Raw genomic sequence first — 12,952 nt, forward strand, 5'->3', positions numbered from 1 at the left:
CGGCCGGGTCGCCTGCGACACGGAACGTCCCCCCATAACGACGACGCGGCGCCTGGCGACCGCGCGCGGAACCGTTTCGGCCTCTGGCCGGCAACTGCCTCAGCAACATCACAACAATGCCAATCGGCTGTGGGAGTGTTCCATGTTCAAGTCCTTGCACCAGTGCGCACACGTGTTTTCCCGGTTGTCCCTGTTCGGCCTGGCGTTCGCCGCGGCGGCCCAGGCGCAGAGCCAGAGCCTGACGGTGATCTCCTTCGGCGGCGCGACCAAGGCCGCCCAGGAACAGGCCTATTTCAAACCCTTCGAGCGAAGCGGCGGCGGGCAGGTGGTCGCCGGCGAATACAACGGCGAAATGGCCAAGGTGAAGGCCATGGTCGACGTCGGCAAGGTCAGCTGGGACGTGGTCGAGGTGGAGAGCCCCGAACTGCTCCGCGGCTGCGACGAGGGGCTGTTCGAACGCCTCGACCCGGCGCGTTTCGGCGACCCCGCGCAGTTCGTCCCCGGCACTTTCAGCGAGTGCGGGGTGGCCACCTACGTCTGGTCGATGGTGATGGCCTACGACTCGACGAAGCTGGCCAGGGCGCCGCAGTCCTGGGCGGATTTCTGGAACGTCCGCGAGTTCCCCGGCAAGCGTGGCCTGCGCAAGGGCGCCAAGTACACCCTGGAAGTGGCGTTGCTGGCCGACGGGGTGAAGGCGGAGGACCTCTACGAGGTACTCGCCACCCCGGAGGGGGTCAGCCGCGCCTTCGCCAAGCTCGACCAGCTCAAGCCGAACATCCAGTGGTGGGAGGCCGGCGCCCAGCCGCCGCAATGGCTGGCGGCCGGCGACGTGGTGATGAGCGCGGCCTACAACGGGCGCATTGCCGCTGCGCAGAAGGAGGGGGTGAAACTGGCCATCGTCTGGCCCGGCAGTCTCTACGATCCGGAGTACTGGGCGGTGGTGAAGGGCACGCCGAACAAGGCGCTGGCGGAGAAATTCATCGCCTTCGCCAGCCAGCCGCAGACGCAGAAGGTGTTCTCCGAGCAGATCCCCTACGGGCCGGTACACAAGGGCACCCTGGCGTTGCTGCCGAAGACGGTGCAGGAGGCGCTGCCGACCGCGCCGGCCAACCTCGGAGGCGCGCGGGCGGTGGATGCCGAGTTCTGGGTGGACCACGGCGAGGAGCTGGAACAGCGTTTCAATGCCTGGGCGGCGCGCTGAGCGCGCTGCGCGTCGGTAAAAAAACGACGGGCCCCAAGTCGTCCGGGCCCGTCGGGTCAAAGCGCTGACGGGGTGATCAGCGCAGCTCTTCCAACAACCCCAGCAGATACCGACAGCCCTCGGTATCCAGCGCCTGCACCGGAAGGCGCGGCGCCCCCACCTCCAGGCCGGAGAGGCCCAGGCCGGCCTTGATGGTGGTCGGCAGGCCCCGGCGGAGGATGAAGTCGAGCAGCGGCAACTGCCGGTAGAACAGCGCGCGGGCCTTCTCCAGGTCGCCGTCGAGCACCGCCTGGTAGAGCTGGCCGTTGAGCGTCGGGATCAGGTTCGGCGCGGCGCTGCACCAGCCTTTCGCGCCGGCCACGAAGGCCTCCAGCGCCAGCGGGTTGCAGCCGTTGTAGAAGGGCACCCGGCCTTCGCCGAGCAGGCGCAGCTTGTGCATGCGCTGGATGTCGCCGGTGCTCTCCTTGACCATGGTCACGTTGTCCACTTCGCGGACGATGCGCAGGATCAGTTCCACCGACATGTCGATGCCGCTGGTGCCCGGGTTGTTGTAGAGCATCACCGGCACGCCGATGGCTTCGCCCACCGTGCGGTAGTGCTGGAACACTTCCGCCTCGTTGAGCTTCCAGTAGGAGATCGGCAGGACCATCACCGCCTCGGCGCCGAGGGATTCGGCGAACTGCGCGCGGCGCACGGTCTTGGCGGTGGTCAGGTCGGAGACGCTGACGATGGTCGGCACGCGATGGGCGACGGTCTTCAGGGTGAAGTCGACCACCTCGTCCCATTCCGGGTCGCTCAGGTAGGCGCCTTCGCCGGTGCTGCCGAGCGGGGCGATGGCGTGCACGCCGCCGTCGATCAGGCGCTCGATGGAGCGGCCGAGGGCCGGCAGGTCGAGACCGCCGTCGGCGGCGAAGGGGGTGATGGTGTAGCCGATGATGCCGTGGATGGATGCGGACATTGGATGTACCCGTGACATTGAGTGGGAAATGCCAGGACGGACCTGGTGGGAAAGGTCGTTCAGCTCAGGCAGTCGCTGTTGCGCGGCAGGCAGCGCCGGGCGTAGTAGTTGAATGCGGCGCCGTGGCGCTTCGGGGTGGAGATCCAGTCGTGGGCCTCGCGCGCCAGGGCCGGCGGGATCGGCTTGATCTCTCCGGCGGCCATCGCCAGCAACTGCATCTTCGCCGCGCGCTCGAGCAGCACCGCGATCACGCAGGCCTCCTCGATGCTCGCACCCGTGGCCAGCAGGCCGTGGTGGGAGAGCAGGATGGCGCGCTTGTCGCCGAGGGCGGCGGAGATGATCTCGCCTTCCTCGTTGCCTACCGGCACGCCCGGCCAGTCCTTGAGGAAGGCGCAGTCGTCGTATAGCGGGCAAAGGTCCATGTGCGAGACCTGCAGCGGTACTTCCAGGGTCGACAGCGCGGCGATGTGCAGCGGGTGGGTGTGGATGATGCAGTTGACGTCCGGGCGGGCGCGATAGACCCAGCTGTGGAAGCGATTGGCCGGATTCGCCATGCCGTGCCCGTGGAGGACGTTGAGGTCTTCGTCGACCAGCAGCAGGTTGCCGGCGCTGATCTCGTCGAAGCCTAGGCCCAGTTGCTGGGTGTAGTAGGTCCCCGCCTCCGGGCCGCGCGAGGTGATCTGCCCGGCGAGCCCGGAGTCGTGGCCGGCCTCGAAGAGAATCCGGCAGGTCAGGGCCAGCTTTTGCCGGTCAGTCCACGTATTATCGCCGAGGCTGCTTTTCATCTGCTTCAGCGCGTGCTGGATCAGTTGATCCTTGGGTAATTCCAGTGTCGTAGCCATGCGAGGTTCCTTTGACGGAGCGAGTCGGGGGAAACGCCAGGCAGTTGCGCGCCACGCAACGACCCGGCTGTAAATGACACGGATCAAGTTATATGACACAAAGTGTCATTAGCAAGAGAAAAGTTTCATCGCCATCGGGAGAAGGCTGTCCTCAATGTCCATGCGCTTGAAATTGCTGAGAAAAAAACTCGGGGTCACGCTGGAGACCCTGGCCGACAAGACCGGCCTGACCAAGAGCTACCTGTCCAAGGTCGAGCGCGGGCTGAACACGCCGTCCATTGCCGCCGCGCTGAAGCTGGCGAAGGCGTTGAACGTGCAGGTGGAGGAGCTGTTCGCCGAGGAAAGCGACGGTGTCGACGGCTACAGCATCGTTCGTCGCGACCAGCGCAAGTCGCTGTCCAGCGGCGACGACGGCCCGGCCTACGCCTCCCTCGCGCAGCAGATCGGTGCCCGCGCGCTGTTGCCGTTCATCGTCCACCCGCCGCGCGATTTCAGTCACTCGACGTTCAAGGAGCACCTCGGTGAAGAGTTCATCTTCGTCCATGAGGGCCAGGTCGAGGTCGACTTCATGAACCAGCGGATCATCCTCGAGCGCGGCGACGCCCTGCATTTCAACGCACAGAAGCCGCACCGCATCCGCTCCCTGGGGGAGACCCAGGCGGAATTGCTGGTGGTGATCCACAGCGACGAATGAGGCGGCGGCTTCGGTCGATCGGATGCTTGCTAACGTTCTGTTCGATTACCGAACTGTTAATCGATTATCGGATTGTGAGCCCTCGGACCCCGGCGTAAGGTTCTCGTCACGTGCCGTCCAGGCAGCGCACAACAAGACGAGACCCGACCGATGGCTGAAATCCTCTCCCTGCGCGAAGCGGTGCGACGCTTCGTCCACGATGGCGACAGCGTCGCCCTCGAAGGCTTCACTCACCTGATCCCGACGGCCGCCGGCCACGAGCTGATCCGCCAGGGCAGGAAAGACCTGACGCTGATCCGCATGACCCCCGACCTGGTCTACGACCTGCTGATCGGTGCAGGCTGCGCGAAGAAGCTGGTGTTCTCCTGGGGCGGCAACCCCGGCGTCGGTTCGCTGCACCGCCTGCGCGACGCGGTGGAAAAGGGCTGGCCGCAACCGCTGGAGATCGAGGAACACAGCCACGCCGACCTCGCCAACGCCTATGTCGCCGGCGCCTCCGGATTGCCCTTCGCGGTGCTGCGCGCCTACGCCGGCTCCGACCTGCCGAAGGTCAACCCGCTGATCCGCAGCGTCACCTGCCCGTTCACCGGCGAAGTGCTGGCGGCGGTGCCCTCGGTGCGCCCGGACGTCAGCGTGATCCACGCGCAGAAGGCCGACCGCAAGGGCAACGTGCTGCTCTGGGGCATCCTCGGCGTGCAGAAGGAAGCGGCCCTGGCGGCGAAGCGCTGCATCGTCACCGTCGAGGAGATCGTCGACGAACTGGACGCCCCGATGAACGCCTGCGTCCTGCCGAGCTGGGCGCTCAGCGCCGTGTGCCTGGTGCCTGGCGGCGCGCATCCGTCCTACGCCCACGGCTACTACGAGCGCGACAACCGCTTCTACCAGGACTGGGACCCGATCGCCCGCGACCGCGAAAGCTTCACCGCGTGGATCGACGAATACATCCGGGGGACCGAGGATTTCGGCGCCTTCCAGGCCAAGCTCGCGGAGGGCAAGCGATGAGCAGCTACAGCACCAACGAGATGATGACCGTGGCCGCCGCCCGCCGCCTGCACAACGGCGCGGTGTGCTTCGTCGGCATCGGCCTGCCGTCGAAGGCCGCCAACCTGGCGCGCCTGACCTCCTCGCCGGACGTCGTGCTGATCTACGAGTCCGGCCCGATCGGCGCCAAGCCCAGCGTCCTGCCACTGTCCATCGGCGACGGCGAGTTGGCCGAGACCGCCGATACCGTGGTCCCCACCGGAGAGATCTTCCGCTACTGGCTGCAGGGCGGACGGATCGACGTCGGCTTCCTCGGCGCGGCCCAGGTCGACCGTTTCGGCAACATCAACACCACCGTGATCGGCGACTACCGCCAGCCCAAGGTGCGCCTGCCGGGAGCCGGCGGCGCGCCGGAAATCGCCGGCAGCGCCAAGGAAGTGCTGATCATCCTCAAGCAGTCGCACCGCACCTTCGTCGACAAGCTGGCCTTCGTCACCTCGGTCGGCCATGGCGAGGGCGGCGACTCGCGCCAGCGCCTCGGCCTGCCGGGCAAGGGACCGGTGGCGATCATCACCGACCTGTGCATCATGGAGCCGGAGGCCGGCAGCAACGAGTTCGTGGTCACTTCGCTGCATCCGGGCGTGACCCGCGAGCAGGTGGTCGAGGCCACCGGCTGGGCGATCCGCTTTGCCGAGCGGGTCGCCGAGACGCCCGCACCGAGCGAGGTCGAACTCGCCGCGCTGCGCGACCTCGAGGCGCGCACCGCGGCCGCCCATGGACAGAAGGGGAGCGACGAATGAGCCGCGAGGTATTCATCTGCGATGCCGTGCGCACGCCGATCGGCCGTTTCGGCGGCAGCCTTTCCGCGGTGCGCGCCGACGACCTCGCGGCGGTGCCGCTGAAGGCCCTGGTCGAGCGCAACCCTGGGGTCGACTGGTCGGCGCTGGACGAGGTGTTCCTCGGCTGCGCCAACCAGGCCGGCGAGGACAACCGTAACGTGGCGCGCATGGCGCTGCTGCTGGCCGGTTTGCCGGAGAGCGTGCCGGGTGTCACCCTCAACCGCCTCTGCGCCTCGGGGATGGACGCCATCGGCACGGCGTTCCGCGCCATCGCCTGCGGCGAGATGGAGCTGGCCATCGCCGGCGGCGTCGAATCGATGTCGCGCGCGCCGTACGTGATGGGCAAGGCCGATAGCGCCTTCGGGCGCGGCCAGAAGATCGAGGACACCACCATCGGCTGGCGCTTCGTCAACCCGCTGATGAAGGAGCAGTACGGCATCGATCCGATGCCGCAGACCGCCGACAACGTCGCCGACGACTATCGCGTGTCGCGTGCCGACCAGGATGCCTTTGCCCTGCGCAGCCAGCAGCGCGCCGGCAGGGCGCAGGCGGCCGGTTTCTTCGCCGAGGAAATCGTCCCGGTGACGATTCGCGGGCGCAAGGGCGACACCCTGGTCGAGCACGACGAGCATCCGCGTCCCGACACCACCCTGGAGGCGCTGGCCCGGCTCAAGCCGGTCAACGGGCCGGAGAAGACCGTCACCGCCGGCAACGCGTCCGGAGTCAACGACGGCGCCGCCGCGCTGGTCCTGGCCTCCGCCGAGGCTGTGGAGAAGCATGGCCTGACTCCGCGCGCGCGGGTGCTGGGCATGGCCAGCGCCGGCGTCGCCCCGCGGGTCATGGGCATAGGCCCGGTGCCGGCGGTGCGCAAGCTGCTGCGGCGCCTGGACCTGGCGATCGACGCCTTCGACGTGATCGAACTCAACGAGGCCTTCGCCAGCCAGGGCCTGGCCTGCCTGCGCGAACTGGGCGTGGCCGACGACAGCGAGAAGGTCAACCCGAACGGCGGTGCCATCGCCCTCGGCCACCCGCTGGGGATGAGCGGTGCGCGGCTGGTCCTCACCGCGCTCCACCACCTTGAGAAGAGCGGCGGCCGGCGCGGCCTGGCGACCATGTGCGTGGGCGTCGGCCAAGGTCTGGCGCTGGCCATCGAGCGGGTCTGACTGGCATAACCGGGTCGCCCGCCCGGTATCAAGAGCGCGCGTCGCGCGGCGCTGCCCATGTTTCGGCGGTGGCGCGGCGCGTGTGCAGCGGAACAGGACGCTCCGTCGCACGGTCAGGATGAAACGGACCCTGTCGAGAGAACAACAGCATGACTGCCCCTGTTCACCAGTACAGCAACGAAGAACGCCGCAAGCGCATCTTCGCCATCGTCGGCGCCTCCTCCGGCAACCTCGTGGAATGGTTCGACTTCTACGTCTATGCCTTCTGCGCGATCTACTTCGCCCCGGCCTTCTTCCCCTCCGACAACCCGACGGTGCAGTTGCTGAACACCGCCGGGGTCTTCGCCGCCGGTTTCCTCATGCGCCCCATCGGCGGCTGGATGTTCGGCCGCATCGCCGACAAGCACGGGCGCAAGACCGCCATGCTGATCTCGGTGGTGATGATGTGCGCCGGCTCCCTGGCGATCGCCTGCATGCCCACCTACGCCAGCATCGGCACCCTGGCGCCGGCGCTGCTGTTGCTGGCGCGGATGTTCCAGGGCCTGTCGGTGGGCGGCGAGTACGGCACCAGCGCGACCTACATGAGCGAGGTGGCGCTCAAGGGCCAGCGCGGCTTCTTCGCCTCGTTCCAGTACGTCACCCTGATCGGCGGACAGTTGCTGGCGGTGCTGGTGGTGGTGATCCTGCAGCAGTTGCTGAGCGAAGACGAACTGCGCGCCTGGGGCTGGCGGATTCCCTTCGTGATCGGCGCGATCACCGCGGTGATCGCCCTCTGGCTGCGGCGCTCGCTGAACGAGACCGCTTCGAAGTCGACCCTGGAGCGCAAGGAATCCGGCACCTTCGCCGAGTTGTTCAAGCACAAGCGGGCCTTCTTCACCGTACTCGGCTTCACCGCCGGCGGCTCGCTGATCTTCTACACCTTCACCACCTACATGCAGAAGTACCTGGTCAACACCGCCGGGATGAGCGCCAAGACCGCCAGCGCGGTGATGACCTTCGCCCTGCTGGCGTACATGCTGATGCAACCGCTGTTCGGCATGCTTTCCGATCGCATCGGGCGCAAGACCTCGATGCTCTGGTTCGGCACCCTGGGCACGCTCTGCACCCTGCCGATCCTGCTCGCGCTGAAGACCGTGAGCAGTCCCTACATGGCCTTCTTCCTGATCATCCTGGCGCTGGCCATCGTCAGCCTGTACACCTCCATCAGCGGCCTGATCAAGGCCGAGATGTTCCCGCCGCAGGTGCGCGCCCTCGGCGTCGGGGTGTCCTACGCGGTGGGCAACGCGATCTTCGGCGGCTCGGCCGAGTACGTCGCCCTGGGGCTGAAGTCGGTAGGGATGGAGAACGTCTTCTACTGGTATGTTTCAGCCATGTGCCTGCTGGCGCTGCTGGTCTGCGTGAGCCTGCCGGACCTGCGCAAGGTCAGCTACCTGAACGACGAGCCCTGACGGGCCGGGAAAAGGAAAACCGATGAGCGATGTACCCGCCAACCAGTTGTTCGATGCCTATTTCACGGCGGCGCCGATGCGCGCGGTGTTCTCCGACCGCGGCCGCCTGCAAGGCATGCTCGACTTCGAGGCCGCCCTGGCTCGCGCCGAGGCGCGCACCGGGGTGGTTCCCGCGACGGCGGTGGCGCCGATCGAGGCGGCCTGCCGCGCCGAACTGTACGACCCGCTGGCGCTGGCCGAGGCGGTCGCCAATGCCGGCAACTCGGCGATCCCGCTGGTCAAGGCGCTGGGCCGCCGGGTGGCGGCTGGAGACGCCGAGGCCGAGCGCTACGTGCATCTCGGCGCCACCAGCCAGGACGCCATGGACAGCGGCCTGGTGCTGCAACTGCGCCGCGCGCTGGCCTTGCTCGAGCAGGATCTGCAACGTCTTGCCGAGGTCCTGGCGGACCAGGCCGAACGGCATGCCGACACGCCGCTGGCCGGGCGCACCTGGTTGCAGCACGCGACCCCGGTGACCCTGGGCATGAAGCTCGCCGGCCTGCTCGGTGCCTTGACCCGGCACCGCCAGCGCCTGCACGAGTTGCGCCCGCGCCTGCTGGTGCTGCAATTCGGCGGCGCCTCGGGGACTCTCGCCGCGCTCGGCGAGCAGGCCCTGCCGGTGGCCGCGGCGCTGGCCGAGGAGCTGGGCCTGGCTTTGCCCGAACAACCCTGGCACACCCAGCGCGACCGCCTGGTGGAATTCGCCAGCGTGCTCGGCCTGGTGGCCGGTAGCCTCGGCAAGTTCGGCCGCGATGTCAGCCTGCTGATGCAGACCGAGGCCGGCGAGGTCTTCGAGCCGGCCGGTGCCGGGCGTGGCGGTTCCTCGACCATGCCGCACAAGCGCAACCCGGTGAGCAGCGCGGTGCTGATCGCCGCCGCCACCCGTGCGCCGGGGCTGCTCTCGACCCTGTTCGCGGCGATGCCGCAGGAACACGAACGCAGCCTCGGCCTCTGGCACGCCGAGTGGGAAACCCTGCCGGAACTCTGTTGCCTGGTTTCCGGCGCGCTGCATCAGGCGATCGGCCTGCTCGAAGGCCTGGAGGTGGACGCCGAGCGGATGCGCCGCAACCTTGGCCTGACCCACGGCCTGGTGCTCGCCGAGGCGGTGAGCATCGCCCTGGCCCGCCGTATCGGCCGCGAAGCCGCGCACCACCTGGTGGAGCAATGCTGCCGCCGCGCCGTCGAGCAGCGCCGCGAGTTGCGCGCGGTGCTCGGCGAAGAGGCGCGAGTGAGCGCCGAGCTGTCCGGCGACGAACTGGACCGCCTGCTCGATCCCGCCCATTACCTCGGCCAGGCTCGCGCCTGGGTCGAGCGCGCGCTCGCCGAACACCATGCCCTGGGCTGCGAACCCCATCCCGCCTGACTGGAGATCCCCTCGTGCCAACCGTACGCCTCGCCGACGGCGACCTGAACTACTCCCTGGAAGGGCCGGCCGGCGCGCCGGTCCTGCTGTTGTCAAACTCGCTGGGCACCGACCTGGGCATGTGGGACACGCAGATCCCTGCACTCACCGCCCACTTCCGCGTGCTGCGCTATGACACCCGCGGCCACGGCGCCTCGCTGGTCACCCCCGGACCGTACGCCATCGGCCAGCTCGGCGCCGACGTGCTTGCCCTGCTCGATGCCCTCGACCTGCCGCGCGTGCATTTCTGCGGGCTGTCCATGGGCGGCCTGATCGGCCAGTGGCTGGGCATCCACGCCGGCGAGCGGATCGGCCGGCTGGTGCTGTGCAACACCGCGGCGAAGATCGCCAGCGACGAGGTCTGGAACACCCGCATCGATACCGTCCTGAAAGGCGGCGAGCAGGCCATGCGCGACCTGCGCGACGCCTCGGTGGCGCGCTGGTTCACCGCGGGCTTCGCCGAGCGCGAACCGGCGCAGGTCGAGCGCATCGTCGCGATGCTCGCGGCCACCTCGCCGCAGGGTTACGCAGCTAACTGCGCTGCGGTACGCGACGCCGATTTCCGCGAGCAGCTCGGGCTGGTCCAGGCACCGACGCTGATCGTCGCCGGCAGCCACGATGCCGTGACCACTCCGGACAACGCCCGCTTCATGCAGGCGCGCATCGCCGACGCGCAGTTGGTCGAGTTCGCCGCCGCGCACCTGTCCAACGTCGAAGCGGGTGACGCCTTCAGCCGCCGCCTGGTCGATTTCCTGCTGTCCGCCTGAGGAGCCGCCGATGGACGAGAAACAACGCTACGAAGCCGGCATGCAAGTGCGCCGCGCGGTGCTCGGCGACGCCCATGTGGAGCGCAGCCTGGCCAACCTGACGCCGTTCAACGAAGAGTTCCAGGAGATGATCACCCGCCACGCCTGGGGCGACATCTGGACCCGTCCGGGGCTGCCGCGACACACCCGCAGCCTGGTCACCATCGCCATGCTGATCGGCATGAACCGCAACGAGGAACTCAAGCTGCATCTGCGCGCGGCGAAGAACAACGGGGTGAGCCGCGACGAGATCAAGGAAGTGATCATGCAGAGCGCCATCTACTGCGGCATTCCCGCGGCCAACGCGACCTTCCACCTGGCCGAATCGGTGTGGGACGAGCTTGGCGTGGAGTCGCGGCAGGAGTCCCGGTAGGCCGCCGGGCGGCGCTATCGGTAGGGCGAATGGCGTCGCAGGCGCTATCCGCCGATACTCCGAGGGCCAACGGCGGTTACCCATCCTGCGCGAGGGCCGGTGAGGCGGCGCTTCCCCTTGCCATTCGCCGGCGTTTCCCGGAAGGTCGACAGTTCCGTCATCCCTTCGGTCCGCCATGAGCCGCAAGCTGCATATCCACGCGCCCGCGATCCACTACTTCGACATGGTTCGCCGCTGCCATTCGATCCGCGAAGCCGCGCGACGCCTGAACGTTGCCTCGTCGGCGGTGAACCGGCAGATCCTCAAGCTGGAGGACGAGATCGGCGCGCCGTTGTTCGACCGCCTGCCCGGCGGCCTGCGCCTGACCGGTGCCGGGGAGATCTTCGCGCGCCATGTCACCGTGGTCCTGCAGGACATGGAGCGCGTGCGTTCCGAACTGGATGCGCTGCAAGGCCTGCGCACCGGCCATGTGGAGATCGCCACCATCGAGGCGGTGACCAGCGACCTGCTGCCCTGCGTGCTCAAGGCGATGCGCGAACGCTACCCGGACATCACCGTCGGTGTCACCCTGCTCGGTTCCCAGGCGATACCCGAGGCGGTGAGCAGTGGCGCGGTCGATCTCGGCCTGGCCTTCGCCCTGCCGCGCAGCGCCGACCTGCAACAGGTCAGCGTCGGCCATTTCCGCCTCGGTGCCATCGTCTCCCCGCAGCACCCGTTGGCGCGACACCAGGCCATCGCCTTCGCCGATTGCGTCGAACATGGCCTGATCATGGCCAAGAGCGAGCTGTCCATCCATCACCTGCTGGCGCCGCTCCAGCGCCGTTTGCGCGAACCGCGCCGGGCGGTGCTGGAGAGCAGCTCCCTGGAGCTGTCGCGACAACTGGCGCGGCGCGGGCTCGGCGTCGCCTTCCAGACCCGCCTGGGGATCGAGGCCGACATCGCCCAGGGCGAGCTGCGCTTCCTGCCGCTGAAAGACAATGGCGGCATCCACAGCGACCTCGGCCTCTACGTGCGCACCGGCCGTTACCTGCCGGTGGCGGTGGACGCCCTGGCCCGGCAGATCGCCGAGGAAGTGCGCCTGCGCGAGCGCGAGGAAGCGCGCCTGAACGAGGCCTGAGCGGCGCTCGCGCCGATGCCAGACGGCTTGCCCGAGCTTGTCCGTTCGCTGATGCCGTTTCGGCATCGGCATGTTCGATATTCTGTTCTTTGGTCAGCGCGGCGAAGTGCCGATACTGCTCCGCGACCCCGGCGCGAAACCGGGGGCTGAGTCGCCACAAGAACAACAAGCAACCAGCAGGACACACAGCATGAAGAAGATGATGCAGGGCGCCGCCGCCCTGGTCGCGCTCGTCGGCGCCGGGGAGAGCATGGCGCTGGAATGGATGAGCAACAGCGTCGGTTTCCGCTACGGCCAGCAATTCACCAACCCGAACAACCCGGACAAGTTCGCCAAGCGCATCTACAGCTTCACCCACGCCGACGGCTATCGCTACGGCAGCAATTTCTTCAATCTCGATGTGTTCCTTTCCGACAGCCGCGACCCGCGCAAGGGCACCGACCACGGTGGCAGCGAAGTCTATGCGGTCTACCGCCACCAGCTCTACGCTTCGCGGGTGTTCGACCGGCCGCTGGGCACCGGCCTGGTCAAGGACTACGCCTTCACCCTGGGCTTCGACGCCAGCCGCAACAACAACCTGGCTTCGGCCAAGAAGCGCGCCCTGGTGTTCGGCCCGACCCTCAAGTTCAACGGTCCCGGCGTGCTCGACCTGAGCCTGCTCTACTACCGCGAGAAGAACCACTTCGGCGTGCCCGGCGCGCGCCATCCCGACCACACCTTCGACACCACCTACATGCTCAACCTGACCTGGATGCGGCCGTTCAAGGTCGGCAACCATGCGGCGAAGTTCCAGGGCTTCGTCAACTACGTGGGAGAGAAAGGCGAGGACTACAACGACAAGGACACCGCGGCGGAAACCCTGGTCCGCACCGCCCTGATGGTCGCCGCCCTGCCAGGCGACAAGCGCCAGCCGAACCTGTGGCTCGGCGTCGGCTACGAGTATTGGCACAACAAGTTCGGCGTCGACGGCGGCACCGGCAGCCGCACCTCGACGCCGACGTTGAACATGGAATTCACCTTCTGAGGCGATGCGCCGTCGCCCGCGATGTCGCCAACCCTGGGGTAGGGCGAATAACGCCACCGGCGTTA

Annotated in this window: 13 protein-coding genes; 11 read left to right on the plus strand and 2 right to left on the minus strand. The window is 67.9% G+C overall.

Annotated elements, in window-relative coordinates:
* Positions 1 to 142: 142 nt before the first annotated feature.
* The gene (locus tag HMPREF2886_RS13790) at positions 143 to 1,201 is read left to right on the plus strand and encodes an ABC transporter substrate-binding protein (protein ID WP_083318554.1); all 1,059 of its coding nucleotides are present in this window, start codon (positions 143 to 145) and stop codon (positions 1,199 to 1,201) included.
* Positions 1,202 to 1,277: 76 nt separating this feature from the next.
* Here HMPREF2886_RS13790 and HMPREF2886_RS13795 read toward each other — a convergent pair whose 3' ends face one another.
* Positions 1,278 to 2,159 (minus strand): dihydrodipicolinate synthase family protein, encoded by an 882-nt coding sequence (locus tag HMPREF2886_RS13795; RefSeq protein ID WP_070747633.1) that lies wholly within the window; start codon positions 2,157 to 2,159, stop codon positions 1,278 to 1,280.
* 59 nt (positions 2,160 to 2,218) lie between these two features.
* Complete coding sequence (locus HMPREF2886_RS13800) at positions 2,219 to 3,001, minus strand: aldolase (RefSeq protein ID WP_003084054.1); 783 nt, start codon at positions 2,999 to 3,001, stop codon at positions 2,219 to 2,221.
* Between the two features lie 154 nt (positions 3,002 to 3,155).
* Here HMPREF2886_RS13800 and HMPREF2886_RS13805 point away from each other — a divergent pair, with 154 nt between their 5' ends.
* The 10 genes from HMPREF2886_RS13805 to HMPREF2886_RS13850 all read left to right on the plus strand — a co-directional run bounded on the left by HMPREF2886_RS13805 (position 3,156) and on the right by HMPREF2886_RS13850 (position 12,887).
* A complete protein-coding gene (locus HMPREF2886_RS13805; RefSeq protein ID WP_033976885.1) occupies positions 3,156 to 3,695 on the plus strand; it encodes a helix-turn-helix domain-containing protein in 540 nt (179 codons plus the stop codon).
* 150 nt (positions 3,696 to 3,845) lie between these two features.
* Positions 3,846 to 4,697, plus strand: a complete 852-nt coding sequence (locus tag HMPREF2886_RS13810; RefSeq protein WP_003084060.1) for a CoA transferase subunit A — start codon at positions 3,846 to 3,848, stop codon at positions 4,695 to 4,697.
* Complete coding sequence (locus HMPREF2886_RS13815) at positions 4,694 to 5,476, plus strand: CoA-transferase subunit beta (protein WP_003084062.1); 783 nt, start codon at positions 4,694 to 4,696, stop codon at positions 5,474 to 5,476. The genes HMPREF2886_RS13810 and HMPREF2886_RS13815 overlap by 4 nt, the downstream gene beginning before the upstream one ends.
* Positions 5,473 to 6,678, plus strand: a complete 1,206-nt coding sequence (gene pcaF / locus HMPREF2886_RS13820) for a 3-oxoadipyl-CoA thiolase (RefSeq protein ID WP_033976887.1) — start codon at positions 5,473 to 5,475, stop codon at positions 6,676 to 6,678. Before HMPREF2886_RS13815 ends, pcaF begins: the two co-directional genes overlap by 4 nt.
* A gap of 149 nt (positions 6,679 to 6,827) precedes the next feature.
* Positions 6,828 to 8,126, plus strand: a complete 1,299-nt coding sequence (locus tag HMPREF2886_RS13825) for an MFS family transporter (protein WP_033973616.1) — start codon at positions 6,828 to 6,830, stop codon at positions 8,124 to 8,126.
* A gap of 22 nt (positions 8,127 to 8,148) precedes the next feature.
* A complete protein-coding gene (locus HMPREF2886_RS13830; protein WP_070747636.1) occupies positions 8,149 to 9,528 on the plus strand; it encodes a 3-carboxy-cis,cis-muconate cycloisomerase in 1,380 nt (459 codons plus the stop codon).
* Positions 9,529 to 9,542: 14 nt separating this feature from the next.
* The gene (gene pcaD, locus HMPREF2886_RS13835) at positions 9,543 to 10,334 is read left to right on the plus strand and encodes a 3-oxoadipate enol-lactonase (RefSeq protein ID WP_034016053.1); all 792 of its coding nucleotides are present in this window, start codon (positions 9,543 to 9,545) and stop codon (positions 10,332 to 10,334) included.
* 10 nt (positions 10,335 to 10,344) lie between these two features.
* Positions 10,345 to 10,746, plus strand: coding sequence for a 4-carboxymuconolactone decarboxylase (gene pcaC / locus HMPREF2886_RS13840; RefSeq protein ID WP_033973619.1), 402 nt, complete (start codon positions 10,345 to 10,347; stop codon positions 10,744 to 10,746).
* A 175-nt stretch (positions 10,747 to 10,921) separates the two neighbouring features.
* Entirely contained in the window at positions 10,922 to 11,863 is a 942-nt protein-coding gene (locus tag HMPREF2886_RS13845; RefSeq protein ID WP_003084073.1) for a LysR family transcriptional regulator, read from the plus strand.
* 190 nt (positions 11,864 to 12,053) lie between these two features.
* Entirely contained in the window at positions 12,054 to 12,887 is an 834-nt protein-coding gene (locus HMPREF2886_RS13850; RefSeq protein WP_033973621.1) for a hypothetical protein, read from the plus strand.
* Positions 12,888 to 12,952 lie beyond the last annotated feature (65 nt).

Source organism: Pseudomonas sp. HMSC066A08 (assembly GCF_001813025.1).
Taxonomy (GTDB): domain Bacteria; phylum Pseudomonadota; class Gammaproteobacteria; order Pseudomonadales; family Pseudomonadaceae; genus Pseudomonas; species Pseudomonas aeruginosa.

Bases quoted from the DNA above. Each gene is read 5' to 3' on its own strand.
- HMPREF2886_RS13825 (WP_033973616.1), top strand. From the start codon at position 6,828: ATGACTGCCCCTGTTCACCAGTACAGCAACGAAGAACGCCGCAAGCGC.
- HMPREF2886_RS13805 (WP_033976885.1), top strand. From the start codon at position 3,156: ATGTCCATGCGCTTGAAATTGCTGAGAAAAAAACTCGGGGTCACGCTG.
- HMPREF2886_RS13850 (WP_033973621.1), top strand. From the start codon at position 12,054: ATGAAGAAGATGATGCAGGGCGCCGCCGCCCTGGTCGCGCTCGTCGGC.
- HMPREF2886_RS13800 (WP_003084054.1), bottom strand. From the start codon at position 3,001: ATGGCTACGACACTGGAATTACCCAAGGATCAACTGATCCAGCACGCG.
- pcaC (WP_033973619.1), top strand. From the start codon at position 10,345: ATGGACGAGAAACAACGCTACGAAGCCGGCATGCAAGTGCGCCGCGCG.
- HMPREF2886_RS13795 (WP_070747633.1), bottom strand. From the start codon at position 2,159: ATGTCCGCATCCATCCACGGCATCATCGGCTACACCATCACCCCCTTC.
- HMPREF2886_RS13810 (WP_003084060.1), top strand. From the start codon at position 3,846: ATGGCTGAAATCCTCTCCCTGCGCGAAGCGGTGCGACGCTTCGTCCAC.
- pcaF (WP_033976887.1), top strand. From the start codon at position 5,473: ATGAGCCGCGAGGTATTCATCTGCGATGCCGTGCGCACGCCGATCGGC.
- HMPREF2886_RS13815 (WP_003084062.1), top strand. From the start codon at position 4,694: ATGAGCAGCTACAGCACCAACGAGATGATGACCGTGGCCGCCGCCCGC.
- HMPREF2886_RS13790 (WP_083318554.1), top strand. From the start codon at position 143: ATGTTCAAGTCCTTGCACCAGTGCGCACACGTGTTTTCCCGGTTGTCC.
- HMPREF2886_RS13830 (WP_070747636.1), top strand. From the start codon at position 8,149: ATGAGCGATGTACCCGCCAACCAGTTGTTCGATGCCTATTTCACGGCG.
- HMPREF2886_RS13845 (WP_003084073.1), top strand. From the start codon at position 10,922: ATGAGCCGCAAGCTGCATATCCACGCGCCCGCGATCCACTACTTCGAC.